The sequence below is a fragment of the Streptomyces sp. NPDC048352 genome, from assembly GCF_040651895.1.
In the GTDB taxonomy this organism is placed as follows: domain Bacteria; phylum Actinomycetota; class Actinomycetes; order Streptomycetales; family Streptomycetaceae; genus Streptomyces.
In genome coordinates this window covers 1-26,062 of record NZ_JBEZKZ010000045.1, presented here as the reverse complement: position 1 = coordinate 26,062, position 26,062 = coordinate 1, and the positions used below count along the sequence as shown (strand labels likewise).

The 26,062-nt window shown below is 74.9% G+C and carries 20 protein-coding genes; 10 read left to right on the top strand and 10 right to left on the bottom strand.

All coding sequences use genetic code 11. From position 1 onward, the window contains the following. Positions 1–33: 33 nt before the first annotated feature. From AB0D45_RS22425 to AB0D45_RS22405, 5 genes are all read right to left on the bottom strand, one after another. Positions 34–1,173 (bottom strand): nitric oxide synthase oxygenase, encoded by a 1,140-nt coding sequence (locus tag AB0D45_RS22425; protein ID WP_361604576.1) that lies wholly within the window; start codon positions 1,171–1,173, stop codon positions 34–36. Between the two features lie 234 nt (positions 1,174–1,407). Next, entirely contained in the window at positions 1,408–2,904 is a 1,497-nt protein-coding gene (locus AB0D45_RS22420; RefSeq protein WP_362461823.1) for an FUSC family protein, read from the bottom strand. Positions 2,905–3,411: 507 nt separating this feature from the next. Then, positions 3,412–3,834: a universal stress protein gene (locus tag AB0D45_RS22415; RefSeq protein WP_362461749.1), complete on the bottom strand. Its 423-nt coding sequence runs from the start codon at positions 3,832–3,834 to the stop codon at positions 3,412–3,414. A 9-nt stretch (positions 3,835–3,843) separates the two neighbouring features. Further along, the gene (locus AB0D45_RS22410; RefSeq protein WP_362461746.1) at positions 3,844–5,361 is read right to left on the bottom strand and encodes an APC family permease; all 1,518 of its coding nucleotides are present in this window, start codon (positions 5,359–5,361) and stop codon (positions 3,844–3,846) included. A 55-nt stretch (positions 5,362–5,416) separates the two neighbouring features. Then, entirely contained in the window at positions 5,417–5,869 is a 453-nt protein-coding gene (locus AB0D45_RS22405; RefSeq protein ID WP_362461743.1) for a carboxymuconolactone decarboxylase family protein, read from the bottom strand. Positions 5,870–5,915: 46 nt separating this feature from the next. Here AB0D45_RS22405 and AB0D45_RS22400 point away from each other — a divergent pair, with 46 nt between their 5' ends. Next, the gene (locus AB0D45_RS22400) at positions 5,916–7,358 is read left to right on the top strand and encodes a PLP-dependent aminotransferase family protein (RefSeq protein WP_362461741.1); all 1,443 of its coding nucleotides are present in this window, start codon (positions 5,916–5,918) and stop codon (positions 7,356–7,358) included. A 20-nt stretch (positions 7,359–7,378) separates the two neighbouring features. On the opposite strand, the gene AB0D45_RS22395 is transcribed toward AB0D45_RS22400, so the two are convergent. Continuing rightward, on the bottom strand, positions 7,379–7,972 hold the full coding sequence (locus AB0D45_RS22395; protein ID WP_362461738.1) for a histidine phosphatase family protein: 594 nt from the start codon (positions 7,970–7,972) through the stop codon (positions 7,379–7,381). A gap of 80 nt (positions 7,973–8,052) precedes the next feature. On the opposite strand from AB0D45_RS22395, the gene AB0D45_RS22390 reads away from it, so the two are divergent. Further along, on the top strand, positions 8,053–9,423 hold the full coding sequence (locus tag AB0D45_RS22390; protein ID WP_362461735.1) for a sigma-70 family RNA polymerase sigma factor: 1,371 nt from the start codon (positions 8,053–8,055) through the stop codon (positions 9,421–9,423). On the opposite strand, the gene AB0D45_RS22385 is transcribed toward AB0D45_RS22390, so the two are convergent. After that, positions 9,347–10,333 (bottom strand): MerR family transcriptional regulator, encoded by a 987-nt coding sequence (locus AB0D45_RS22385; protein WP_362461732.1) that lies wholly within the window; start codon positions 10,331–10,333, stop codon positions 9,347–9,349. The two genes, AB0D45_RS22390 and AB0D45_RS22385, sit on opposite strands and share 77 nt — an antisense overlap. A gap of 4 nt (positions 10,334–10,337) precedes the next feature. Then, a complete protein-coding gene (locus tag AB0D45_RS22380; protein ID WP_362461729.1) occupies positions 10,338–11,735 on the bottom strand; it encodes a deoxyribodipyrimidine photo-lyase in 1,398 nt (465 codons plus the stop codon). Positions 11,736–11,856: 121 nt separating this feature from the next. Between AB0D45_RS22380 and AB0D45_RS22375 the strand changes: the two genes are divergently transcribed. Continuing rightward, positions 11,857–12,336, top strand: coding sequence for an Lrp/AsnC family transcriptional regulator (locus AB0D45_RS22375; RefSeq protein WP_362461726.1), 480 nt, complete (start codon positions 11,857–11,859; stop codon positions 12,334–12,336). A 46-nt stretch (positions 12,337–12,382) separates the two neighbouring features. After that, positions 12,383–13,066, top strand: coding sequence for an HAD family phosphatase (locus AB0D45_RS22370; protein ID WP_362461724.1), 684 nt, complete (start codon positions 12,383–12,385; stop codon positions 13,064–13,066). 37 nt (positions 13,067–13,103) lie between these two features. On the opposite strand, the gene AB0D45_RS22365 is transcribed toward AB0D45_RS22370, so the two are convergent. Further along, a complete protein-coding gene (locus AB0D45_RS22365) occupies positions 13,104–14,627 on the bottom strand; it encodes an MFS transporter (RefSeq protein WP_362461721.1) in 1,524 nt (507 codons plus the stop codon). A 53-nt stretch (positions 14,628–14,680) separates the two neighbouring features. On the opposite strand from AB0D45_RS22365, the gene AB0D45_RS22360 reads away from it, so the two are divergent. Then, positions 14,681–15,535 (top strand): helix-turn-helix domain-containing protein, encoded by an 855-nt coding sequence (locus AB0D45_RS22360; RefSeq protein WP_361606783.1) that lies wholly within the window; start codon positions 14,681–14,683, stop codon positions 15,533–15,535. Between the two features lie 60 nt (positions 15,536–15,595). Continuing rightward, positions 15,596–16,687 (top strand): FAD-dependent oxidoreductase, encoded by a 1,092-nt coding sequence (locus AB0D45_RS22355; protein WP_362461718.1) that lies wholly within the window; start codon positions 15,596–15,598, stop codon positions 16,685–16,687. A gap of 64 nt (positions 16,688–16,751) precedes the next feature. Here the strand turns inward: AB0D45_RS22355 and AB0D45_RS22350 are convergent, their stop codons facing one another. Next, on the bottom strand, positions 16,752–18,665 hold the full coding sequence (locus AB0D45_RS22350; RefSeq protein ID WP_362461715.1) for an ABC transporter ATP-binding protein: 1,914 nt from the start codon (positions 18,663–18,665) through the stop codon (positions 16,752–16,754). Between the two features lie 85 nt (positions 18,666–18,750). On the opposite strand from AB0D45_RS22350, the gene AB0D45_RS22345 reads away from it, so the two are divergent. From AB0D45_RS22345 to AB0D45_RS22330, 4 genes are all read left to right on the top strand, one after another. After that, positions 18,751–19,221, top strand: a complete 471-nt coding sequence (locus AB0D45_RS22345; protein ID WP_362461712.1) for a MarR family transcriptional regulator — start codon at positions 18,751–18,753, stop codon at positions 19,219–19,221. A 58-nt stretch (positions 19,222–19,279) separates the two neighbouring features. After that, on the top strand, positions 19,280–22,213 hold the full coding sequence (locus tag AB0D45_RS22340) for an FAD-binding and (Fe-S)-binding domain-containing protein (protein WP_362461708.1): 2,934 nt from the start codon (positions 19,280–19,282) through the stop codon (positions 22,211–22,213). Positions 22,214–22,364: 151 nt separating this feature from the next. Continuing rightward, a complete protein-coding gene (locus tag AB0D45_RS22335; protein ID WP_362461705.1) occupies positions 22,365–24,194 on the top strand; it encodes an ABC transporter ATP-binding protein in 1,830 nt (609 codons plus the stop codon). Further along, positions 24,191–25,972 (top strand): ABC transporter ATP-binding protein, encoded by a 1,782-nt coding sequence (locus AB0D45_RS22330; protein ID WP_362461702.1) that lies wholly within the window; start codon positions 24,191–24,193, stop codon positions 25,970–25,972. Before AB0D45_RS22335 ends, AB0D45_RS22330 begins: the two co-directional genes overlap by 4 nt. Positions 25,973–26,062: the final 90 nt, after the last annotated feature.

The window sequence follows — 26,062 nt, the reverse complement described above, 5'->3', positions numbered from 1 at the left end:
TTGCGCTCCGTCGGGGCGACCGTAACAGAAGGTCTAGACCAAGTCCCGTCCCTCGGCGCGTTCCCGCGCGCCGTCGTGGTGGACGTAGGCCGTGGAGCTCGGACGGTCGTCGTAGGTGCGGTGGAAGACCGGGGTGGCGGACCCCGAGATCGGGGGGACGATCCAGGACCAGTCCGCGCCCACCTCGCGGCCCTTGCGCTCTTCGCGCTCCAGGTGCGAGAGGAACCGGCGGGACTCGGTGTGGTGGTCGGCGATGGTGACCCCGGCGCGGTCGAAGGAGTCCAGCACCGCCCGGTTGAGCTCCACCAGTGCCCGGTCCTTCCACAGCGAGCGGTCGCTGGAGGTGTCCAGGCCGAGTCTGCGGGCGACGGCCGGCAGGAGGTTGTAGCGGTCGGTGTCGGCGAGGTTGCGGGCGCCGATCTCGGTGCCCATGTACCAGCCGTTGAAGGGCGCGGCCGGGTAGTGGAGGCCGCCGATCTCCAGGCACATGTTGGAGATGGCGGGCACCGCGTGCCAGCGCAGGCCCCAGTCGCTCCAGTCGTCGCGCCCGTCGGGGTGCCGGATGGGGACCTCCAGCACGGCGTCGGCGGGGGTCTCGAACCAGCGGGGCTTGTCGTCGACGCCCTGCACGACCAGCGGCAGCAGGTCGAAGGGGGTACCCGCCCCGCCCGGCCAGCCCAGGCCGAGCAGGGCCTCGGTGAGCGGCGCGTTGCGGGCGTCGCCCACCGTTATGGAGTGGTGGTCCCCGTAGCCGGCGTAGCGCACCAGCTGCTCGCTCCAGATCAGCGGGCCCGGCCGGCCGGGCGCGTCGGGGGCGAAGACCGTGATGGTGGGCCGGATCCGTCCGCCGTTGGTCGCCTCGCGCAGGTGCTCGAAGCACTCGGCCGCGATGTCCTCGCCCGCGGTCAGCCCGCGCCGGTCGCGGACCCGCAGCGAGTTCCAGTAGAGCCGGCCTATGCAGCGGTTGCTGTTGCGCCAGGCCACGCGGGCCCCGTGGGCCAGCTCCTGCGGCGTGTGGCGGTAGGTGCCGGTCTCCGCCAGCTCGGCCCGCACGGCGGCGAGCCGCGGCCGCGGATCACCGGCCTGCGGGTTCTCGCGGTGGAAGAGCCGGACGAACTCCTCGGCTTCCTCACCCACCTGAGCGGTGCTCGCGTGCTTCTGCTGGATTTCCATCCCGGGCCGTTACCCCCTGTCCGACCAGATCCACCCTGTACGTGCCGGATGAATGTGCAATGAGCGCTCACCCGTTGTACACGGGGCAGGTCAACCCGGAGCCGCTGGAGCGCCCGGAACACTCCTCCGAGTGATCTTGACGCATCGGCCTGCGGTGAGAGCCCGCACGGGCGTACCATCCGCGGCATTCCCGGGGGTTGAGGCCGGGCCGGCGGCGGGGCCGCCCGCGCGGGATCAGGCGGTGATCACCAGCGGGGACCTCGGGTCCGTGCGCAGCGGGGTGGCCAGGGCGACGAGGGCCTGCTCCAGGCCGTGCAGGTGGGCCAGGGCGGGTTCGGCGCCCGGGAGCTGGGGCGGGGTGTGCGGCGCGGCGGGCTCCGGGGCCTCCCCGGGGGCGGTCAGCGCCTCGACGGCCGCCTCCACCCTCCAGCAGGCGGCGGCGAGCCGGGCGTCGTGGGAGGCCTGCGGGTCGGCGGCGACGGCCGCGAGCCCGCGCACCTGGCGGGCGCAGTCGTCGAGCAGCGCCATGACCTGCCGGGCCCGGGCCTTGCGGGCGCGCAGCGGGCTCAGCGGGTGGACGAGCGGCGCGAGGGCGATCCGCGCGCGGCCCAGCAGGAGTTCCAGTTCGGCGGCGTGCGGGGCGGGGTCGGCCCCGGGGTCTCCGGCGAGGCGGTCGAGGGAGGCGGCGGTCGCGGCCCGTACGCAGTGCAGGACGCGCTGGATCCAGGCGTCGTTGGCGCCGTGGGTGGTCACGGGGAGGATCAGCACCACGGCGAGGGCGGCGCCGAGCGCGCCGACCGCCGTCTCCTCGAAGCGCAGGAGCAGCAGCCCGGGGTGCAGCACGCCGAGGAGCCCGTAGAGCAGCCCGGCCATGACGGTGACGAAGAACATCATCCAGGAGTAGGAGGGGGCCGCCGTGTAGAAGATGCCGAAGACGCAGACGGCGACGAGGGCCGCGGTGGGCGCGGGCGCTCCGTGCAGCGGTACGGCGATCAGCAGCCCGGCGGCGATGCCGAGGACGGTGCCCAGGACCCGGCGGAAGCCGCGGACCAGGGTCTCCCCGCGCGAGGCGGTGTTGACGAAGATCCACCAGGCGGTGCCGACGGCCCAGTACCAGCGGTCCTCGGACAGCACCTGGCCGATGGCGAGGGCGAAGGCGCAGGCGGCGGTCGCCTGGAAGGCCTGGCGGGTGGTGGGCCGGGCCAGGCCGGTGCCGGGCAGCTGCGGCGGCGCGGGGGCGGGCGGGGTGCGGCGCTCGATGGGCCACAGCAGGAACCGCACCGTCCCGGCCGACAGCAGCGCGAGGCCGACGGCGGCGAACAGCTCGGGCAGCTGGGCGGGCACGGCGTGCAGGAACTGGGTGACGAAGAACATCATGAAGCCGAAGATGCCGAGGGCGTGCCCGCGCGGCCCCCAGCGGCGTGCGTACACCCCGGCGAAGACGACGGCGAGGAAGGCCGCGTCGCGGGCGGCCGGGATCCCGTGCAGTCCGGTGGCCAGCGCCAGGACGGGGAAGCCGGCGGCGGGCAGCAGGGCCGTGGTCGCCCGCTGGGCGCGGACGTCAGCGTCCAGGACGGTGAAGAGCGCGAGCAGCGCCGCGAGTCCGCCGGTGATGGAGGCGGTGAGCGAGAGTCCCGCCAGTTCGGCGACGGCGACGGCGAGTCCGGTGCCGATCACCGCGCGGAGCGAGTTCCGCAGTCTGGTGCGCCCCGGGTCCGGAGCCACGAACATCCTCTTCACGGCGGTGTGCCGCCCCCCTCGCGATGCTGCACGCCGGCCCGGCGCCCGCCCGGGGGTGGTGGGCGGCGGTCGCGCACGGCGAAGGCACCGCGCTCCGGACCGGCGTCGTTGCCGTCCGGCGCTGCGCGGCGCCGAAAGTACATGGATATGACACAGATAAGCATCTGCGGGGGCAATGGCTCAAGCGAGGTACGTCACGTTGGGCCGTTGGCCCAGTCGGGAGGCGTCCTTTCCGGCCACTGGAAGGCCAACGGACCGGGCCGGGCGGCGACCGCCGTTCCGGGCGGGAGCGGTACGGACGCGCCCGCCCGCCGCCGTGCGGGCGGGGGCCGCGGCGCCGACGATGGAAGGGTGCGGGACGAGATGGCTTCGCCCCGCCTCACGGCGTACGCGGTCCTCACCGAGGGCGGGACCGCGTCCGCCGGGGGCTGCTCGGCCGGTGTACCGCGACGCCCGGGGCGCGCTCGCCCGGCTGTGGGGGGCCGGGGGCGGCGGGAGTCAGGGGGTGTTTTCGGTCGGCACGCACAGGACGGGGACCCGCGAGAGGTGCAGGAGCTTGTGCGGGGTGGAGCCGAGCAGGGCGCCCCGGATCGGGCTGTCACCCCAGCTGCCCACGATGATGACCCGCGCGTGGTGGCGTTCGGCGGCGGCGAGCAGGGCCTGGGCGGGCTTGTCGTCCACCACCTCGACCGCCGAGGGGACCCCCGCCTCGTCGGCGGCGTCGACGGCCCGGGCGAGGGCGGTGCGGCCGGCCTGGAGGACGGCCTCCCGGTGGGCGCGGTACTCCTCCCCCGTGGGTCCGGGCGCGGCGGCCCCGTAGACGAGGATCAGCGGTTCCCCGAAGGCGGTGGCCACCTCCAGCGCCACCCGCAGCGCCCGCTCGGCGCCGGGGGACTCGTCGTACCCGAGGACCACGGACATCCGGACCTCCTAGCTCTTGCGGCCGCGTACGAGGGCCGGGTCTACCACGCCCCGGCGTTCCTGCCAGAACCTTCCGTCGCGGACCCGCCAGAAGCACATGAGGAGCACGCCGAGGGCCGCGATGCCGATGCCGATGACCAGCGGGGGGCCGAGTCCGAACCAGGAGACCCCGCCGGCGGAGTTGCCCGGGTCGGACATGTCGATGACGGACTCCACCAGCAGCCAGCTCAGCAGGCCGGCGCCGAGCAGCGGGCCCACGCCGATGAGCAGCAGGTTGTGCAGGTTCTCCAGGAGATGGCGGCGGTAGTAGACGGCGCAGGCCACGCCGGTGAGCGCGTAGTAGAAGGCGATGAGCAGGGAGAGCGCGGTGAGGGAGTCGAGGAGGGCGTTCTCGCTGATCTGGTTGACGACGAGGTACCAGGCGATGGCGATGCCGGCCACCCACCAGGTGCTCACCTCCGGAGTGCGGAAGCGGGGGTGGATGTGCGCGAGGCGCGGCGGCAGCGCGTGCCGGCGGGCCATGGACAGGGCGGTGCGGGAGGCCGGGATGATCGTCGTCTGGGTGGAGGCGAGGGCGGAGGTGCAGACGGCGAGGAGCACCACCCAGTCCCAGCCGCCCATCACCTCGTGCGCGAGGACCGCGAAGACGGCTTCCTCCTCGCCGGCGTTCTCGGCGAGGAACTTCGTCCCGGCGTAGCCGACGACGGCGAAGCCGACGGACAGGTAGGTCACGAGCAGCACGACGGTGGACCAGATGCCCGCCTTGCCGGGCGCGCTGGCGGAGTCCTCGACCTCCTCCGTGAGGTTCACTGCCGACTCCCAGCCCCAGTAGATGAACACGCCGAGCAGCAGTCCGCCGGTGAGGGCGGAGCCGCCCGCGCCGAAGGGGTTGAGCCAGCCGACGGAGGGTTCGATCCCGTCGAGGGTGCTGGTGCCGGCGTACACGCGGTAGATGGCCACGACGGCGAAGACGAGGAGGAAGAAGACCTGGGCGAGGATCAGGACGTCCTGGAGGTGGGCGGACAGTTCCGTGCCGATGACGCAGACGGCGGTCATGGCGAGGATGACCACGACCGTGAGCGTCTGGCGGACCACCTGGTTCGCGGCCCAGCCGTCGAGGCCCGCGGCGAGCAGGCCGAAGTGGACGGCCACGTCGGCGAGGGAGCCGATGACGAGCACGCCGGTCATGGTGATGGCCCAGCCGCCGAGCCACCCCGCCCAGGGGCCCATGGCCCGCGTCACCCAGGAGAAGGTGGTTCCGCAGTCCTGGTCGACCTTGTTGAGGTAGTAGAACGCGGCGGCGATGAGCAGCATGGGCACGAACGAGGCCAGCATCACGCCGGGCGCGTAGAGACCGGCCAGGGCCACGATCGGGCCGATGACGGCGGCCAGGGAGTAGGCGGGCGAGGTGGAGTTCAGGCCGATGACGAGCGCGTCGAGGAAGCCGATCGCGTTGGCCTTGAGGCCCTCCTCGGGACCGGCGTCCGGAGTGGTGCTGCCCGCCTCGGCGCGGTCGCCGTCGTTCATGTACGCATCGTCACGCACCCGGCGGCGGCGCGCGAGGCGGGCGCGGCGGGCCGGGTTACTCGGTGCCGGGGGTCTTGCGGGTGGTGACGTTCATCCGGTTCCACGTGTTCACGGTGAAGACGAGGGCGATCAGCTGGGCCAGCTCCTCCTCGCCGAAGTGCCGGGCGGCCTCGTCGTAGACGGCGTCGGAGACGCCGCCCGGCAGGAGGGTGACCTCCTCGGTCAGGGCGAGCGCGGCGCGCTCCTTCTCGGTGAACAGGCTCGAATCGTGCCAGGCGGAGAGCTGGTGCATCCGCTCCTCGGACTCGCCGCCCTTGCGGGCGTCGCCGGTGTGGTAGTCGATGCAGTAGGCGCACCGGTTGATCTGCGAGGCGCGGATCTGGACCAGTTCCAGCAGGACCGGGTCCAGGCCCTTGCGGGCGGCGGCGTCGAGGGCGAGGACGGCCTTGAAGACGTGCGGGACGACGGCGGAGAAGTTCATGCGTTCGGGAACCTGGAACGTTGTCATGTGAGGAACCTACGGGGGTGATCGACCGGGCGTAGGGTTCATTTCCATGCAGGGATCATGGGTCAATTCCTCGGCGGCGCCCGCTTCCGACGCGGGCAGCGATCTGCATCTGGACCTGAGCGGCCCGGGCAGTCTGCGCGGCCGGCTGATGCGCGCCCTGCGGGAGGCGGTCCATTCGGGCCGGCTGGCGCCGGGGACCCGGCTGCCGCCCTACCGGACGCTCGCCGCCGACCTCGGGATCGCCCGCAACACCGTCGCGGACGCCTACGCCGAGCTGGTGGAGGAGGGCTGGCTGTCGGCGCGTCAGGGGTCGGGCACCCGGGTCGCGGAGCGGGCCGTCCCGCTGGAGGGCGAGGGCCCGCGCGGACCGGCGCGGCCCACGCGGCGGCGTACCGTGCACGATCTGCTGCCCAGCTCACCGGACGCCTCCGCCTTCCCCCGTACGGCCTGGCTGAGCGCGGCCCGCCGGGCCCTGGCCGCCGCCCCGCACGATGCCTTCGGGGTGGGCGACCCGCGCGGCCGGATCGAGCTCCGCCGCGCCCTGACGGAGTACCTGGCGCGGGCGCGGGGCGTACGGACCGCGCCGGACCGGATCGTCGTGTGCTCCGGCTTCGCCCACGCGCTGGAACTGCTTGGCGGGGTCCTGCCGGGCCCGTTCGCCGTCGAGTCGTACGGGCTGCCCTTCCACCGGGAGGTCCTGGAGCGGGCCGGGACGGCGACGGTGCCGCTCACCGTCGACGGCCGGGGCGCCCGGGTCGGGGAGCTCGCGGGCACCGGGGCGCGGGCCGTGCTGCTCACGCCCGCGCACCAGTTCCCGACCGGCGGGCCGCTGCACCCGGACCGGCGGGCGGCGGTGGTGGACTGGGCGCGGGCCACGGGCGGGGTGGTGGTCGAGGACGACTACGACGGGGAGTTCCGCTACGACCGCCAGCCGGTCGGCGCCGTCCAGGGCCTCGACCCGGAGCGGATCGTCTACGTCGGCTCCGTCAGCAAGAGCCTGTCGCCGGCGCTGCGCCTGGGCTGGATGGTGCTGCCGGGCCGGCTCGTGGACGAGGTCCTGGCCGCGAAGGGGCCCCGCGAGATGTGGTCGGGGGTGACGGACCAGCTCACCCTGGCCGAGTTCGTCTCCTCGGGCGGGTACGACCGCCACCTGCGCCGCGTGCGGCAGGTGTACCGGCGCCGGCGGGACCTGCTGGCGGCGCGGCTCGCGGCGGGGGCGCCGCACGTGCGGGTCAGCGGTGTGGCGGCGGGGCTGCACGCGGTGCTGGAGCTGCCGCCGGGCACCGAGGAGGCCGCCCTGCGCGCGGCACGGCGGGCGGGCCTGGCCCTGGACGGGCTGCGGCCGTACCTGCACCCGGACAGCGCCATGGCCCCGCGGGACGGGCTGGTGCTCGGCTACGGCACCCCGCCCGACCACGCGTTCGCGGCGGCGCTGGACGCGCTGTGCCTGGCCCTGCCCGACCCGCCCCCGGGGCCCGCCGCGGGGTGAGAGTGGCGCCGGGTACGGGGTCAGGGGCGGGTGTTCCAGCCCGCCACGACCGGGAGCCCGTGCTCGGTGGACAGCACGCTGACGGTGCCGGTGAGCAGGAGGAAGAGCCGGCCCTCCTGCGGGGGCAGACCGAGGTAGCGGGCCGTCAGCACGCGCAGGAAGTGGCCGTGGGCGACGAGCACGACGTCGCCCCGGCCGGCGCGCAGCGTCTCGTGGACGCGGGCGAGGACCCGGTCCGCGCGGGCGCCGACCTGGGCGGCGTCCTCGCCGGGGTGGTCCGCGTCGCCCGCCGGCACCCCGTCGGTCCACAGCGACCAGTCGGGCCGGGTCCGCTGGATCTCGGCGGTGGTGACGCCCTCGTAGCCACCGTAGTCCCATTCGTGGAGACCGGGTTCGGGTACCCCGTCGGTCAGTCCCGCGAGTTGGGCCGTGGCGACGGCCCGGCTCAGCGGGCTGGTCAGCACCAGGGCGGGCTTGCGGTCGCGGAAGTAGGGGGCCAGTGAGAGGGCCTCCTCGACGCCCCGGGCGGTCAGCGGCACGTCGGTCAGCCCCGTGTGGCGCCCGCCCGCGCTCCACGCCGTCTCGCCGTGCCTCACCAGCAGCAGATCACTCATGGTCCGGACCCTACGGCGGTGGGCTGGTGCCCGGCATGTCGTGCCGCTGGAGCCCGGCGGGCGTGTCACTGTCGGGCCTCATGGACGTGGGTGGGCGCGGGCGGCTGACCGTCCTGCTGCTGGTGCTGACCTGGGTGACCGGGCTGATCGAGGCCGTGAGCCTGCTGGCGCTGGGGCCGGTGTTCACCGCCATGCAGACGGGCAACGTGCTGTTCCTGGCCTTCGGCACGGCCCACCAGGGGGGTCTGCCCGCGCTGGCGCCGGGGGTGTCGCTGGTGTCCTTCGCGGCCGGAGCGGTGTGCGCGGCCCGGCTGGAGGGGGCGGCGGAGGCCCGGGGGCGGCACTGGTTCGTGATGGGCCTGGCGGTGGAGGCGGCGCTGATCCTGGCGGCCGCCTGCGCCGGGTGGGGCTTGGCACCCCGGTACGGGAACCCGGCCGCGCGGCATCTGGTGACGGCGGCCGTCCTGGCGGTGGCGATGGGGTTCCGCAACGTCTCCAGCATGCGGGTCAACCTGCCGGGGGCGCCGACCACGCTGGTCACCCGGTCGATGACGGCCTTCCTCGGCGGCTCGGCGCTGGGCCACGACATTGCGTTCGGGTACGGCACGGGGGTCTGGGGGCGGCGCGCGTGGGCGATCGGGGCGATGTTCACCGGCGGGGTGACGGGGGGCCTGCTGGTGCGGGCGGGGTGCGCGGGGGAACTGGCTGCTGCTGCCGGCGGCCGTGGTGGTGCTGGGGGTCTCGCTGGCGGGCCGACGGCAGCAGCCGCTGCACGCCGGGACCGGCTGAGGCGCGGGTCCGGCCCGGCAGGAATCGATGCGGAAACGGTGCAAGTGGCCGTAGGGCAGCCGGGTCGGGAGGCTCGTGGCATGGACACCGCTGCTCCGCAGGAAGCCGCTCCCGACCGCGCCCTGGAGTCCGGGTTCGCCGCCGGTGACGAGGGGTGCGCGGAGGCCGTCTACCTACGGTGGCGGCCACTGGTGCAGGGCCTCGCCCGGCGCGCCCTGGGCGACGCGCGGGAGGCCGAGGACGTCACCCAGCAGGTGTTCCTCGCCGCCTGGCGGGGCCGGGCCGGGTACCGTCCGGGGCCCGGCGGGATGGGGGCGTGGCTGACCGGCATCACCCGCCACAAGGTCGCCGACGCGCTGGAGGCCCGCGGCAGGCAGGCCCGCGTGGCACGGGCCACCGCGCTGGGCGCCGGCGGACGGCCGGCCGGGGTGCAGGCACCCGCGGAGCACGCCCTGGACCGGGTGCTGGTCCTCGGGGAGCTGGCCCGGCTCCCCGTGGCACAGCGGCGGGTCCTGTGCCTGGCCTTCTACGCGGACCTGAGCCAGAGCCAGATCGCGGAGCGCACCGGGCTCCCGTTGGGCACCGTCAAGAGCCATATGCGGCGGGCCCTGTGCGCGCTGCGGCGGTCGCTGGATCCGCTGCGGCCACCAGTTCCGCGATGACGCCGAGGCCGGACCGCAGTCCGAACAGCCGCCCGGTCCGCGGCCCCTGGGCCTCCGGGCCCCAGCCGGGGCCGGCCAGCAGCAGCGCCGAGTGGCCGCGGGCGCCGCGCAGCCCCCATTCGATGCCGGCGACCGAGCGGGCCAGGGCCCGGTCCGCGGTGGTGCGGGACTGCGACCAGAGCACGGCGGCACGGGGACCCGTACGCCGTACCGCGTCACACAGCGCCCCGGCGGGCAGGGCGGCACCGAACATCCGTACCGGCACGCCCCGTTCCCCCAGGGCGGCGGCCAGGGCCTCGACCGGCAGGCTGTGCAGTTCCCCTGGCGCGCACGCGAGGAGCACCGGGGGCACCCGCGCCCGCTCCGGCGCGGGGACGATCCGGTGGAGGGCCGCGGAGACCTGCCACGACAGCAGGTGCTCCACCTCGATGTAGCGCTCCCCCGCCGAGGCCCATTTGCGGCCGACGGCGTGCAGGGTCGGCGCGATGACCTCCTCCCAGGCCGCGACCAGGCCGTGTTCCGCCAGGGCCGCCTCCAGCAGTTCGGCCACGGCCGGCGCGTCCAGTCGTACGGCGGCCCGCGCGAGCCCCCGGCCCTCCGGCCGCGCCTCCCCGAGGGGGAGGGCACCGGGCCCGCCCGGTGCCCCGGCCGCCGCCCTCCCCGCCGCGCGGGCGGCGGGTGCTGCGCCGAGCGCGGCCCGCGCCGCCTCGGACGGGGGCACGCCCCGCGCGGTGAGCCGGCACATCTCCTCCAGGCGGGCGATGTCCCGGGGCGTCCAGCGGCGGTGCCGGCCGTCCTCGCGGTGGGCGGGGCCGATGGCGTAGCGGCGCTCCCAGGAGCGCAGCGTGGTCGGGGAGACCCCGAGGCGGCGGGCGACGGCGCCGGTGCTCAGGGCGGGTTCGGGGTCCACCGGCCTACGGTACGCCGCCCGGTGCCGCCCCGGGCCGCGCCTGACGGAGGCGGCCGAGGGCGTCGGCGAGGTCCACCACCGGCGGCGGGTAGTCGTAGCGCGCCCGTTCGGTCTCGGGCAGCCGCCAGGGCTCGTGGACCCGGGGCGCGGGCAGGCCGGCCAGCTCGGGCACCCAGCGGTGGACGTAGCGGCCCTCGGGGTCGTAGCGCAGGCCCTGGCGGACGGGGTTGAGGACCCGGTTGGGGCGGGTGTCGGTGCCGGTGCCCGCAGCCCACTGCCAGTTGAGCTGGTTGTTGGCCAGATCGCCGTCCACGAGGAGCTCGAGGAAGTGCCGGGCGCCGACGCGCCAGTCCACGTAGAGGCTCTTGGTGAGGAAGCTCGCGGCCAGCAGGCGGGCGCGGCCCGGCATCCAGCCCTCCTGGCGCAGCTGGCGCATGGCGGCGTCGACCACGGGATAGCCGGTGCGGCCTTCCTTCCAGGCGCGGATCTCCGCCTGCGCGGCGGGGCCGGTGCGCCAGTGGTCGAGGCGCGGCCGGTAGTCCTCACGCGCGGCACCGGGCCGGGCGGCGAGGACCTGGTGGTGGAAGTCGCGCCAGCACAGCTGGCGGACGAAGGCCTCGGCTCCGGGGCCTCCCGCGGCGCGGCAGCGGTGGACGGCCTCGGTGGCCGACAGGGTGCCGAAGTGCAGGTGTGGGGAGAGCCGGGAGGTGGCGTCGGCGGCGAGGTCGTCGTGGGTGTCCTCGTAGCGGGTGACTCCGGAGCGCAGCCAGGAGGCCAGCAGCCGCCGGGCCTCGCGTTCGCCGCCGCGCGCGAGACCCGGGGAGGTCGCGCCGACGGCGTCGCGGCGGGGCAGCTCCTCGGAGCCGATGCCCTCGGGTACGCGGACGGCGCGCGGGGCGGCGGTCACCGGCCGCTGGTGCAGCTCCGTCCAGCGCCGCAGGTACGGGGTGAACACGGAGAAGTGGTCGGCACCCGAACCGGTGGGCAGTACCGCCCCCGGGGCCACCGCCGTGACGACCGTGTCGTGCGTGTACAGCCGGCGCCCCTGCGCTTCCAGGGCCTCTCGCAGCCGTTCCTCGCGGGCATGGGCGTAACCGCTGACCCCGGCGGCCATGTGCACCTCGTCGGCGTCGGCCTCCAGCACCAGGGCGCAGACCTCGGCGACGGCGTCCCCGGAGCGCAGCACGAGGCGGCCGCCGCGTTCGCGCAGCCCGGCGTCGAGGTCGGCGAGGCAGTCGGCGAGGAAGGCCAGCCGGTTGGGCGCCGCGAAGCCGGATGCCTCGATGGCCCGGTCCCGGACGAACAGCGGGACGACCCGGTCGCAGGAGGAGAGGGCCGCGCGCAGCGGCGGATGGTCGTGCAGGCGCAGGTCGGAGGTGTACAGGACCACGGCGGTGTTCATGGCTCTCGGCTCCGTGTCGGGGCTGTGGGCGGCGGCTGTCCCCCTGTTCTTCGGCACCGGGGCGTGATCGGATGCGGCTTCGCCGGAGCGGGACGATCCGGGCCATTGGTACAGTCCTGGCATGGCGGTGGACGAGCTCGACACCCGGATCCTGCGCCTGCTGATCGAGCAGCCGCGCACGAGCGTCCGCGAGTACGCCCGGATCCTCGGTGTGGCCCGCGGCACCCTCCAGGCCCGGCTGGACCGGCTGGAGCGCATCGGGGTGATCACCGGCAGCGGTCCGGTGCTCTCCCCCGCCGCTCTGGGGCATCCGGTGCTCGCCTTCGTGCACATCGAGGTCACGCAGGGGCGTCTGGACGAGGTCGGGGAGGCGCTGGCGACGGTTCCCGAGATCGTCGAGGCCTTCTCGATCACGGGCGGCGGGGACCTGCTGACCCGGGTGGTGGCCCGGGACGCGGGCCATCTGGAGGACGTGATCCAGCAGCTGATCCGGCTTCCGGGCGTGGTCCGCACCCGGACGGAGGTCGCCCTGCGCGAGCGGGTCGCGCACCGGCTGCTGCCGCTGGTGGAGTCCGTGGGGCGGGCGGCCCGCAAACCCTGACACGATGGCCGATACAGGCAGACCACCGGCAGGACGGGCAGAGCGGATGATCTCCGTCATATTCGATCTCGACGGCACCCTCGTGGACAGCGAGCCGAACTACTACGAGTCGGGGCGCCGCACCCTGGAGCGCCACGGCGTCCCCGACTTCACGTGGGAGCAGCACTCCCGCTTCATCGGAATCGGCACCCTGGAGACGCTGGAGGTCCTCAAGGACCGCTACGGCCTGCGGGCCCCGGTGGAGCAGCTGCTGGCGGAGCAGAACGCCGCCTACCTGGAGCTGGCCCGGACCCGCACGCGGACCTTCCCGCAGATGCGGGCGTTCGTGGAGCGGCTGCACGGGCGGGGGGTTCCGATGGCGGTGGCCTCCGGCTCCTCGCGGGAGGCGATCGACGCCGTACTGGAGGGCACCGGGCTGGCCGCGCTGCTGCCCACCGCGGTCTCCGCCGAGGAGGTCGGGCGGGGCAAGCCCGCCCCCGACGTGTTCCTGGAGGCGGCCCGCCGGCTCGGCGCCCCGCCCGGCGACTGCGTGGTCGTCGAGGACGCGGCGCCGGGGGCGCTGGCCGCGCACGCCGCCGGGATGCGGTGCGTGGCGGTCCCGTACGTGGCCGGCACCGCGGGCGACCCCGCCTTCGCCGCGGCCGGGCTGCTGTTCGCGGGCGGCCATCGGGAGTTCAGCGCGGACGCGGCCGAGGACTGGCTGTTCACCCGCCCGGCCACCCCCGCCTGAAGGCACCCGTCCGGACGCGCAGGCGGCGGGCCCGCCCTCAGCGCATCACGCGCGGCAGGCGCAGGCTGAGGGCCACCGTCAGGGCGATCAGGGCGAGCTGGACGAGCAGGGTCACCGCGAGGGCGGCGCGCATCCCGAGCGAGTCGGCCAGCGCGAGGAAGAGGGTGCCCACGGTCGCCACACCCAGGGCCAGCGAGGACTGCTGGGTGGTGACCATGACCCCGCTGCCCACCCCGGCCCGGTCCGCCGGGACGTCGGAGAGCATCATCCGCATCAGCACCGGCAGCTGGAGGCCCTGGCCGAGGCCCGCGACCGCGACCCCCGGAGCCAGTCCGGCGAGACCGAGGTCCGGCCAGCCGTACCAGACGGCCGCCAGCACCAGGGCGATGCCGAGGCCCTGGATCAGCCCGCCGGCGGTGACGACCCGGCTGCCGAACCTGCCGACCAGCCGGGGTCCCGCGAGCGAGGCGCCGAAGAAGGCCAGGGCCATCGGCACCAGCGCGAGCCCCGCGGCCACCGGGCCCATGCGCAGGCCCTGCTGGAGGGCGACGGCGACCACGAACATGAAACCGCTGAAGCCCATCGAGAACGGCAGCATCATCACCAGCCCGCGGCGCAGGGACACCAGCCGCAGCAGGCTCGGCGGCACCAGCGGGGTGCGCCCCAGCCGGTCGGCGCGGCGCTCCGTCAGGTAGAAGGCCAGGGCAGCGAAGGGCGACACGGCCAGCGCCACCCAGGTCCACAGCGGCCAGCCGGCCGCCCGCCCCTCGGTCAGCGGCAGCAGCAGGGACACCAGGGTGAGGCCGAGCAGCAGCGTCCCGGGGACGTCCACCGACGCCGGACGGTCCGAGCGGGTCTCCGGGACGGCCCGGACGGCGAGCACCAGCCCGGCCACCACCACGGGCACGTTGACGAGGAACACCGAGCGCCAGCCGGACCCGGCCACGTCGGCGGCGACCAGCACCCCGCCCAGGATCTGCCCGGCGACCATGGACAGGCCGGCGGTGGCCCCGTAGAGGCTCATCGCGCGGGCGCGGCGCGGGCCCTGGGTGGTGGCCTGGATGGTGGCCAGCACCTGCGGCAGCATCAGCGCCGCCGCGGCGCCCTGCGCCACCCGCGCCCCGACCAGGGTCCAGGCGGTGGGCGCCAGCCCGCAGGCCAGGGAGGTCAGCCCGAAGGCGGCCATCCCGATGACGAAGAGGCGCCGCCGGCCGACCGTGTCACCGATCCGCCCGCCCAGCACCAGCAGCACCGAATACGCGACCCCGTAGCCGCCGACGACCAGTTCCAGCATGGCCGGACCGGCGGCGAGGTCGGCGTCGATGGCGGGCAGCGCCACGTTGACGATGAAGAAGTCGATGAGGGGGAGGGCGGCGCCCAGCAGGACGGTGAACAGCCCGAGCGGCGTGAGGACGGCGGGCCCCGCGACCGCGGACGCGGCGGTGGCCGGGGCGGTCGGGGCCGTGGGAACGGACGGGGACGGGTGGGTCGTGCGTACGGTTGTTTCGCTCACGCAGGAGACGATCCACCGCCGCTCAGCCTGGTACCAGAGTCTCCTCATCCTGGTACCAGGAGTACCTGGCAACGGGATGAGCGGTGCGGCACCCTGGTGCCATGACCACCGTTGCCCCGGAGAGCGACCTGCGCCGCCACGAGCTCGCCGACTTCCTGCGCAGCCGCCGCGAGCGGATCACACCCGAGCAGGTCGGGCTGGTCCGGGGCCGGCGCCGGCGCACCCCCGGGCTGCGCCGCGAGGAGGTCGCGCAGCTCTCCGCCGTCGGTGTCACCTGGTACACCTGGCTGGAGCAGGCCCGCGAGATCCAGGTGTCCCCGCAGGTGCTGGACGCGCTGGCGCGGGCCCTGCTGCTGGACTCCAGCGAGCGCGCGCACCTGTTCGCGCTGGCGGGCAGCTCCGATCCGGCGCCGAACACCCCCTGCCCGAGCGTGACCCCGGCCCTGCGGGCCATGCTCGACCAGCTCGACCCGATCCCGGCGTGCGTGCAGAACAGCCGGTACGACATCCGCGCCTACAACAGCACGTACGGGCGGCTGCTGTGCGACCTGGACGCGCTGCCCCCCGAGGACCGCAACTGCGTGTGGCTGGCGTTCACCAACGCGGAATGGCGGGCCTCCCTGGTGGACGTGCCGGGTGTGAACAGGCTGCTGGCGGCCAAGTTCCGGGCCTCCATGGCCGGGCACCTGGCGGAGCCCGCCTGGAAGACCCTGCTGGCCCGGCTGGAGGCGGCCTCGCCGGAGTTCCGGGAGATCTGGGCCCGGCACGAGGTGGTGGGGGCGGGCGGCAACACCAAGTACATCCGCAACGCCCATGTGGGGCTGCTGCGCCTGGAACACACCAGCCTGTGGCTGGGTCCGGCGTCGGGCGCACGGCTGACGACGTTCGTCCCGCTGGACGAGGAGAGCCGCCTCGGCCTGGAGCGCCTGCACGACCTGTGCCGGACCACGGCCTGAGGGCCGGCGTCGGAGACGCCACCCGGGAAGATCTCGCGCACCCCGCAAGTTAGTAGAACCGTGAACGACATGCTGAGGGACGCCGCGGACGTGGACGTGGTGGTCGTCGGCGCCGGGCAGGCGGGCCTGTCCAGCGCCTACCACCTGGCCCGGGCCGGGATCGACCACCTGGTGCTGGACCATTCGCCCCGGCCGGGCGGGGCCTGGCAGTTCCGCTGGCCCTCGCTGACCTACGGCAGGGTGCACGGGATGCACGCGCTGCCCGGCATGGAGCTGACCGGCGCCGATCCGCTGCGGCCGTCGTCCGAGGTGATCGGGGAGTACTTCGCGGCGTACGAGGAGCGCTTCGGCCTGCGCGTACGCCGCCCCGTGGACGTCACCGCCGTGCGCGACGACGGCGGGGGCGCCGGCGGGCGGCTGCTGGTGGAGTCCGCGTCCGGCAGCTGGTCGGCGCGGGCGCTGGTCAACGCCACCGGTACCTGGGACCGCCCGTTCTGGCCGCGCTACCCGGGCCAGGAGCTGTTCCGGGGCCGCCAGCTGCACACCGCGAACTACCCCGGGCCGGGGGAGTTCGCCGGGGCCCGGGTGGTCGTGGTGGGCGGCGGCACCTCGGCGGTGCAGCACCTGCTGGAGATCTCCGAGGTGGCGGCCCGGACCACCTGGGTCACCCGCAGGCCGCCCGTGTTCCGCGAAGGGGGCTTCGGCGAGGCGGAGGGCCGGGCGGCGGTGGCGCTGGTGGAGGAGCGGGTCCGGCGGGGCCTGCCGCCGCAGAGCGTGGTCAGCGTGACCGGGCTGGCCCTGACCGACGCCGTGCGGGCGGGGCTGGACGCGGGGGTACTGGCGCGGCGGCCCGTCTTCGAACGGATCACCCCGTCCGGGGTGGCGTGGGCGGACGGGCGGAGCGAGGACGCGGACGTCATCCTGTGGGCCACCGGCTTCCGGCCGGCCGTCGACCACCTGGCGCCGCTGCGGTTGCGCGAGCCGGGCGGCGGGATCCGGGTCGAGGGCACCAGAGCGGTGCGCGACGAGCGCGTCCACCTGGTCGGCTACGGCCCGTCGGCCTCCACCATCGGCGCGAACCGGGCGGGCGCCGCCGCGGTCCGCGAGGTCCGCCGCCTGCTGGCCCGGGGCCGGGCGGTACCGGCGGCCTGATCACCCCTACCGGCCGGCTTCGGGGACCACCTTCCCGGTGTCGCAGTCCGGCGCGGCCGTACGATCACACGTTCACCGGTGTCGGCACGGGCTCCCCCGCGCCTCCCCTGCCGGGCTCACCCGGCCCTGCGGCGGAGTCTCCCCGTTCCCCGGCCGGCACTGCCTGCGCGGCATCGCGGTCCCGGCGGACGAGTGCGGCGTAGCGGCCGCCGGCTCCCAGCAGTTCCTCGTGCGTCCCCCGCTCGGCGATGCGGCCGGCGTCCAGGACCACGATCTGGTCGGCGTCGCGGATGGTGGAGAGGCGGTGGGCGATGGTGATGGTGGTGCGGCCCCTCGAGAGGTTGTCTATGGCCCGCTGCACGGCGTGCTCGGTACGGGTGTCGAGGGCGCTGGTCGCCTCGTCGAGGATGAGCACCGGCGGATCCCGCAGGACCGTGCGCGCGATGGCGAGCCGCTGCTTCTCGCCGCCCGAGAAGCGGTAGCCGCGCTCCCCGACCAGGGTGTCGTAGCCGTCGGGCAGGGATGCGATGTGGTCGTGGATCTGTGCCGCGCGGGCCGCCGCGACGAGTTCCTCGTCGGTGGCGTCCGGCTTGGCGAAGCGCAGGTTGTCGGCGACCGAGGCGTGGAAGAGGTAGGTCTCCTGCGAGACCACGCCTATGGAGCGGGCCAGCGAGTCGAAGTCCAGATCGCGTACGTCCACCCCGTCGAGGGTGACCCGTCCGCCGGTCACGTCGTAGAGCCTCGGCACCAGATAGCTGAGCGTGCTCTTGCCGGAGCCGGTCGGGCCGACCACGGCCAGGGAGCCGCCGGCCGGGACGGTGATGTCGATGCCGGTGAGGGTGGGGCCGGCCTCGGCCTCGTAGGCGAAGTGCACGTCCTCCAGGCGGACCTCGCCCTTCGCGCGGTCCAGCCGCACGGGCTCGTCCCGCTCGGTGATGTCGACCGGCAGGTCGAGGTACTCGAAGATGCGGGCGAACAGCGCGAGGGAGGTCTGTATCTGCACGCCGGTCGACAGCAGGCTCACGGCGGGCCGGAACAGGCCCTGCTGGAGGGTGACGAAGGCGACGAGGGTGCCGACGGAGAGCGAAGGGGCACCGGTCTGCAGGGTTATGCCCGCGGCCCAGTAGATCAGCGCGGGCATGGCGGCCATGACGATGCCGATGGTGGACATCCGCCAGCGCCCGGCCATGCTGGAGCGCACTTCCAGGCCGACGAGCTTCTCGGACTCCTCGGAGAACGCGGCGGTGAGGGACTGCGAGCGGCCCATGGTGCGGCCGAGCAGGATCCCGCTGACCGAGAGGGACTCGGTGACGGTCGCCGCCATGGCGGCCATCTGCTTCTGCCGCTGCGTGGTGATCTTCTTGCGCTCGCGGCCGACCCGCCGGCTGATCCACACGAACACGGGCAGCAGCAGGAGGGAGACGACGGTCAGCCGCCAGTCGAGCGCGAGCATCGCGACGACGGAGGCGATCACGGCGGTCAGGTTCGACACGAGCGAGGTCGCGGTCGAGGTGACCGTGGCCTGCATGCCGCCGATGTCGTTCGCTATGCGGGACTGCACCTCGCCGGTGCGGGTGCGGGTGAAGAAGGCCAGGGGCATCCGCTGGAGCTGGGCGTAGACGGCGGTGCGCAGGTCGTGCATGACGCGCTGGCCGACCGTGGTGGAGATCAGCGTCTGGAGGACGCCGAAGACGCTGGTCACGACCGCCGTGAGGATCATGCCGAGCGCGAGCAGGCTGAGCAGCCCGGTGCGGCCCTGGGGGATCGCGACGTCCAGGATCTCCTTGAGCAGGAACGGCGAGGCCACGCCGACCAGCGAGGACGCCCCGACCAGCGCTCCGACGACGGCGAGCCGGCCGCGGTAGGGGCGGAACAGGCCGAGGATGCGGCGCAGTTCGCGCGGGCGGTCCGCCGGGGCCGGGAGGGTGGGGTCGAGTGCTTCGTTCGATGGTGTCCACTTCGGTTCGTCGTGGCGCATGGGCCTCCTTCTGACGGGACTCCGCTGAGCATAGCTCATTGTTACCTATGCTCACAATGAATCCGGTCCTGGTACTGTTCCCAGTATGAGCACCGGTTCCGAGACCGACACCCGCGATTCCACCGACGGCGTCCTCGCCGAGCAGCTGCTGCGCCTCACGCGCCGGCTCCACCGCATCCAGAAGCGCCACATGGAGCCGCTCGGAATCACCCCCGCCCAGGGGCGGCTGCTGCGCCTCGTCTCGCACTACGGCGGTGACCAGCCGCCCCGAATGGCCGATCTGGCCACGCGGCTCGAGGTCGTGCCGCGCGCCGTGACCACCCTCGTGGACGGGCTCGAGGCCGCCGACTGCGTACGCCGCGTGCCCGACCCGGCGAACCGGCGCGTCATCCGGATCGAGCTCACCGAAACCGGCCGCGCCACGCTGCGCCGTCTGCGCAACGCGCGAACCGACGCGGCGGAGGAGATCCTGGCTCCGTTGACCGCCGGGCAGCGCGAGGTGCTCGGCGGGCTGCTGAACGCGCTGGCGGACTTTCCCGCGGAGCGCCGCTGCTGAGACGGGCGGGCGGACGCCGGCGCCGCCGCGCCGGACCGCGAGACACAAGGGGCTGCTCATGCCGCTGCACGGACCGAAGCCCGGGGCCCTGCGCCCGCACGGCCTGCGCGCCCCCGCCCCCGACCGGGTCCCCGACCGGCTGGCCGCCGGGACCCCGCCGGCCCTGCGCGCCGAGCTGACCGAACTGCTCGGCGCCGAGAAGGTGCTGTGGAAGGTCTCCGACCTGGTCCGCTACGCCTCCGACGCCTCGCCCTACCGGTTCGTGCCGCAGGTCGTGGTCGTCGCCGAGGACCTCGACGACATCTCCGCGGTCCTCTCCTACGCCCACGGCCGGCAGCGCGAGGTCGTCTTCCGCGCCGCCGGGACCTCGCTGAACGGGCAGGCGCAGGGCGAGGACATCCTGGTCGACGTACGCCGCCACTGGGCCGGGATCGAGGTCCTGGACGGCGGCCGCCGGGCCCGGATCCGGCCCGGCACCACCGTGTTCCGGGCCAATGCCGCCCTGGCCCGGCACGGCCGGATCCTGGGGCCCGATCCGGCCAGCGCCGTCGCCTGCACCCTGGGCGGGGTCGTCGCGAACAACTCCTCCGGCATGACCGCGGGGACCACGAGGAACTCCTACCGCACCCTGTCCTCGCTGACCCTGGTCCTGCCGACCGGCACCGTCGTGGACACCGCCGACCCGCTCGCCGACGAGGAGCTGGCGCGCGCCGAACCGGCCCTCTGCCGCAGGCTGATGGAGATCAAGGGGGAGATCGAGGCGGACCCGGCCCTCGTCGCCCGGATCCGCGCCAAATACGAGATCAAGAACACCACCGGGTACCGCCTCGACGCGTACCTGGACGGCACCACCCCCGTCGAGATCCTGCGCGGCCTGATGGTCGGCTCGGAGGGCACGCTCGGCTTCATCGCCGAGGTCGTCCTCGACACCCTCCCCCTGGACCGCGAGCTCACCAGCGCGCTGCTCTTCTTCCCCTCCCTGCCGGCCGCGGCCGCCGCCGTACCGCTGTTCAACGAGGCCGGCGCCGTCGCCGTCGAGCTGATGGACGGCAACACCCTGCGCGCCTCGGTCAGGGTCGCGGGCGTGCCCGGCGACTGGGCGGAGCTGCCGAAGGAGACGGCGGCGCTGCTGGTGGAGTTCCGGGCGCCGGACGCGGCGGGGCGCGCCGCGTGCGAGCGGCGTGCGGCCGCGGTGCTGCCCGCGCTGGAACTGGTCGCGCCGGTTCCGTCCGTCACCAACGCCTTCACCGGTGATCCGGCCGCCATCGCCGGCTACTGGAAGGCGCGCAAGGCCTTCGTCACCGCCGTCGGCGGGGCCCGTCCCCCGGGCACCACGCTGATCACCGAGGACTTCGCCGTGCCGCCCTCCCGGCTGGCCGAAGCGTGCGAGGCCCTGCTCGCGCTCCAGGCGGAGCACGGTTTCGACGCGGCCGTCGCCGGGCACGCCGCCCACGGCAACCTGCACTTCCTGCTCGCCTTCGACGCGTCCGAGCCGGCCGACGTGGCGCGGTACGCGGCCTTCATGGACGCCTTCTGCCACCTCACGGTGGAACGGTTCGACGGCTCCCTGAAGGCCGAGCACTCGACCGGCCGCAACATGGCCCCCTTCCTGGAACTGGAGTGGGGGTCGAAGGCGGCCGAACTCATGTGGCGCACCAAGCGGATCGTCGACCCGGACGCGGTCCTCGCCCCGCGCGTCCTCCTCGACCGCGACCCGCGGGCCCATCTGCGGGGCCTGAAGACGATCCCGCGGGTGGAGGCAGTGGCCGACCCGTGCATCGAGTGCGGGTTCTGCGAACCGACCTGCCCGAGCGGCGACCTGACGACCACTCCGCGCCAGCGGATCGTCCTGCGGCGCGAGATGACGCGGCAACCGCCGGGCTCCCCCGTGCTCGCCGGGCTGCTCGACGCCTACGGCTACGATGCCGTCGACACCTGCGCGTCCGACTCCACCTGCAAGCTCGCCTGTCCCGTCGGGATCGACACCGGTGCGCTGATGAGGGATTTCCGCCACCGCCGGCACGGCCCGCGCGGGGAGCGGGCCGCCGAACTGGCCGCCCGGCGGTTCCGTACCGTCGAGGCCGCCGCCCGGCTGGCCGTGGCCGCGTCCGAGAAGATCACCGGCCTGCTCGGGGACCGGGTGCCGGGCGCCGCGACGGCAGCCGCGCGCAGGGCCCTGCGCCCCGGCCTGGTGCCCCAGTGGCTGCCGCAGCTTCCCGGGGCCGCGGCGCGCCGGCTGCCGGTGACCGGGCGGGCGGGCGCGGCCGCCGTGTACTACCCGGCCTGCGTGAACCGCATCTTCGGCGGCCCCGGGGGCCTGCTGCCGTCGCTGCCGGAGGCGGTGGTGGCCGTGTCGGAACGGGCCGGGAAGCCGGTGTGGATCCCGCATGACGTGGCCGGCACCTGCTGTGCGACGATCTGGCACTCCAAGGGCTACGAGGCCGGCAACCGGCTGATGGCCAACCGGGTCGTCGAGGCCGCCTGGGGGTGGACGGCCGGGGGCCGGCTCCCGCTGGTGGTCGACGCCTCGTCCTGCGCCCTGGGGCTCGCGCGGGAGGTCGTCCCGTACCTGACGCGGGACAACCGCGCCCTGCACGCCGGGCTGCGGATCCTCGACTCCGTCGTCTGGGCGGCGGAGGAACTGCTACCGCACCTGGAGGTTCGGCGCACGGCCGGCTCGGCGGTGCTGCACCCGACCTGCGCAACGCGCCACCTGGGCGACGAGGCGCAGCTGCGCGCGGTGGCCGAGGCCTGCGCCGGGGAGGTGGTGGTTCCGGACGAGGCGGGCTGCTGCGCGTTCGCGGGCGACCGGGGGATGCTGCACCCGGAGCTGACGGCGTCGGCGACGGCGCGGGAGGCCGCGGAGGTGACGGCACGCCCGTTCGACGCACACCTGTCCTCGAACCGGATGTGCGAGGTGGGCATGGACCGGGCCACCGGGCGCGGCTACCACTCGGTGCTGATCGAACTGGAGCGGGCGACGCGGCCCTGAGCGCGCGCCGGGGCAGGAGGAGGCAGCCAGGGGCGCGTGCGCCGGAACACGCGCCGCGCGCACGCCCCCGGGCCGGAAATTCGATTGCCGGGGCCGGGTCGGGAAGACGAACCTTGCGCGGGTCGCAGTCCTCGACCAGTCATGGGGCGTCATGCAGATCAGCGATCTTCCCTATCCGGACCCCGGGGTACCCGACGCCCGCTCCGGCCCCCGTTTCCTCTGGTGGCTGGGCAGGGGGCAGCTCGGCGGTCAGGCCCGCAGCCTGGCCTGGGGGCTCCTGCACTTCTGCGGGGTCGCCGGACTTCCGTACGTGGTGGGCCAGGGCGTCGAGGCCGTCGTGGACCGCGACGGCGCGGGGCTGCTGTCGGCGGGCGGGCTGCTCCTGCTCGTCGGCGCGGCCATGGCGGTGGGTGACGCCATGCTCCACCGCACCGCCGTCACCAACTGGATCACCGCCGCCGCGCGGGTGCAGCAGCTGCTCGCCCGCAAGACCGCCGAGCTGGGCTCCGCGCTGACCCGCCGGGTCGCGGCGGGAGAAGTGACGGCGGTTTCGACGGGCGACGTGGAGAAGATCGGATGGTTCGTGGAGGCGGTCTCCCGCTTCCTCGCCGCCGCCTTCGCGGTCGGCGCCATCTGCGTGGGCCTGCTGTTCTACGCGCCTTCCATCGGGGTGGTCGTCGCGGCGGGCGTGCCGGTGCTGGCCCTGTCGGTGCTGCCGCTGCTGCCGCGCGCCACCCGGCGCGCGGACCTCCAGCGCGACAAGGCCGGCAAGGCCACCGAGCTGGCCTCCGACACGGTCGCGGGGCTGCGGGTCCTGCGCGGCATCGGAGGTGAGGAGCTGTTCCTGGGCCGCTACCGCGAGGCCTCGCAGGAGGTCCGCGAGGCCGCCGTGCGCAGCGCCCGGATGTGGGCCCTGATCGCGGCGGTCCAGGTGCTGCTGCCGGGCGCGCTGATGGTGGCCGTCGTCTGGTACGGCGCGCTGCTCGTCCGGGACGGCCGGCTGGCGGTCGGCGAACTCGTGGCGGCCTTCAGCGCGGTGGCCACCATGCTCTACCCCCTGGGCCTCTTCCAGGAGATCGCGATGGCGTACTCCTTCTCGCGGCCCTCCGCCGCGCGGGCCGCCCGGGTGCTGTCGCTGACGCGTACGCAGGACGGGGCCGCTGTTCCCGCCGCCGGGCACGCGGCCGTTCCGGCGCCGGGCGGGGACCTGTACGACCCGGCGACGGGGCTGCTGGCTCCGGCCGGGCGGTTCACCGCGGTCGTGTGCGGGGACCCGGACCTAGCGGGGCGGCTCGCGGAGCGCCTGGGCGGGCACCCGGTGCACACCGGAGCCGGGGCGCCCTCGGCGCTGCTCGGCGGGGTCGCGCTGGACGAACTCGCGCTGGACGCGGCGCGTGCGCTGGTCCTCGTACAGGACAAGGATCCTGTGCTGCTGTCCGGGACGCTGCGCGAGCTGCTCGACGTACCGGCTTCGGGGGCGGTCGCGGCCGGGGACGCGCTGGCCGCGGCGCAGTGCGGGGACGTCCTCGCGGCGCTGCTGGAGTCGGCTCCCGAGGGGGTGGACGACGCGATGGACGCGCGGATCACCGAGCGCGGCCGGTCCCTGTCGGGCGGGCAGCGCCAGCGGCTCGCGCTGGCCAGGTCGCTGGTCACCGATCCCGAGGTGCTGGTGCTGGACGAGCCGACGTCCGCGGTGGACTCGCACACCGAGGCGCGGATCGCGGACGGCATCGCCGCCCTGCGCGCCGGGCGCACCACGGTGGTGCTGGCTTCCTCGCCGTTGCTGCTGGACCGCGCGGACCGGGTCGTCCTGGTCCACGAGGGCCGGGCGCTGGCGTCGGGCACCCACCGGGAGCTGCTGCACGGCGACCCGCGCTACCGGGCGGTCGTCACCCGGGAGACGGAAGAGGAACAGGGTGCGGCCGACCCCGGCACGGCCGGGCCGGCAGAGGAACTCACAGGAATCGAGGAATCCGCATGATCGGCGTCGCTCCGCCGCACTACGATCCGGCGGCCCCCGAGACGGCCGCGACCCTGCCCGTGGGCACGTCGGCGACCGTACGGGGCTACGTGCGCGGGCTGCTGCGGCGGCAGCGGCGCGCCTTCGTGGTGCTCGTGGCGGTCAACGCCGTCGCGGTGGTCGCCTCCATGGTCGGCCCCTACCTGCTGGGGCGGGTCGTGGACGACCTCGCGTCGGGGGTGCCCGAGGTGCACCTGGGGCGGGTGACGCTGCTGTTCGCGCTGGCGGTGGCCGCGCAGACCTGCTTCGTGCGGCTGGTGCGGCTGCGCGGGGCGATGCTCGGCGAGGAGATGCTGGCCGACCTGCGCGAGGACTTCCTCGTGCGCTCGGTCGGCCTGCCGCCGGGGGTCCTGGAGCGGGCCGGCACCGGTGACCTGCTGTCGCGGATCACCACCGACATCGACCGGCTGGGCAACGCCATGCGCGAGGCCGTGCCGCAGCTGACGATCGGCGTGGTGTGGGCGGGGCTGCTCTTCGGCGCGCTCGCGGTCACCGCGCCGCCGCTGGCGCTGGCCGCGCTGGTGGCGCTGCCCGTGCTGGTCGCCGGGTGCCGCTGGTACTTCCGGCGGGCGCCCTCGGCCTACCGTTCGGAGGCGGCCGGGTACGCGGCGGTGGCAGCGGCGCTGACCGAGACGGTCGACGCGGGCCGCACGGTCGAGGCGCACCGCCTGGGCGGGCGCCGGACCGAGCTGTCGGAGCGGCGGATCGTGGAGTGGACGGCCTGGGAGCGGTACACGCTGTTCCTGCGGACGGTCCTGTTCTCCGTCGTGAACGTCACCTTCGTCACCATCCTCGGCGCGGTGCTGATGATCGGCGGCTACTTCGTGCTGCGGGGCTGGATGTCGGTGGGCCGGCTGATCACGGGGGCGCTGCTGGCGCAGATGATGATCGACCCGATCGGGCTGATCCTGCGCTGGTACGACGAGTTGCAGATCGCGCAGGTGTCGCTGGCGCGGCTGGTGGGGGTGCGGGAGATCGAGCCGGACGCGGGTGACCGGGCGCTCGCCCCGCAGGGGCGTGACGTGCGGGCGCGGGAGGTGCGCTTCGGCTACCGGGAGGGCGTGGACGTCCTGCACCGGGTGTCGCTGTCCGTGCCGCCCGGTACCCGGATGGCGCTGGTGGGCCCTTCGGGAGCGGGCAAGTCCACGCTGGGCCGGCTGCTGGCGGGCATCTACGCGCCCCGGACCGGTGAGGTCACCCTCGGTGGGGCCCGGCTGTCGCGGATGCCCGCCGAGCGGGTCCGCGAGCACGTGGCGCTGGTCAACCAGGAGCACCACGTGTTCGTCGGCAGCCTGCGGGACAACCTGCGCCTGGCCCGGACGGATGCTGCGGACGCCGAGCTGTGGGCGGCGCTGGGCGCGGTGGACGCGGACGGGTGGGCGCGGGCCCTGGAGTCGGGCCTGGACACCGAGGTCGGTTCGGGCGGGAGCGCGCTGACCCCGGCGCAGGCGCAGCAGGTCGCGCTGGCCCGGCTGGTGCTGGCGGATCCGCACACGCTGGTGCTGGACGAGGCGACCTCGCTGCTGGATCCGCGGGCGGCCCGGCATCTGGAGCGTTCGCTGGCGCGGGTGCTGGAGGGCCGGACGGTCATCGCGATCGCGCACCGGCTGCACACGGCGCACGACGCGGACGTGATCGCGGTGGTCGAGGCCGGGCGGATCAGCGAGCTGGGTTCGCACGAGGAGCTGGTGGCGGCGGACGGGGCCTACGCGGCCCTGTGGCGGTCCTGGCACGGATGACGGCCACCGCCCCAGCGGCGCCCCGCCCGGGGCGGACCGGCCCGGCCGGGCGGCGGACGCTCGCGCGGACGGCCCGGGACGCGGCGGTCT